Annotated in this window: 1 protein-coding gene; it reads left to right on the top strand. The window is 42.9% G+C overall.

The features are described from left to right. Positions 1–368, top strand: a 368-nt coding sequence (locus tag A3761_RS06050; RefSeq protein ID WP_197472877.1) for an FAD-dependent oxidoreductase, incomplete at both ends; no start/stop codon positions are given.

The following is a 368-nucleotide window of genomic DNA, read 5'->3' on the forward strand; positions in this document are numbered from 1 at the left end:
CAATTTTTTCAGGTTTAGGTGTGAAAGTCGACCTGATTAATCCTGGCGAGAAATTACTATCATTCCTTGATGATGAGATTTCTGATGCGCTTAGCTATCACCTTCGAAACAATGGTGTTCTTGTCCGACACAACGAAACCTACGAGACAGTTGTCGGTACCGATTACGGTGTAGAGGTTACTTTCGAGTCGGGCAAAAAGATCAAAGCTGATGCTTTTCTTTGGTGTAATGGTCGCAGCGGCAATACCCAAAATCTTGGGCTAGAAAATATAGGTCTTGAAGCAAACTCACGCGGTCAGCTTTCAATTGACGACCACTATCGAACAGATGTAGAGAATATCTATGCTGTAGGTGATGTGATTGGTTGG

Source organism: Oleiphilus sp. HI0123 (assembly GCF_001635315.1).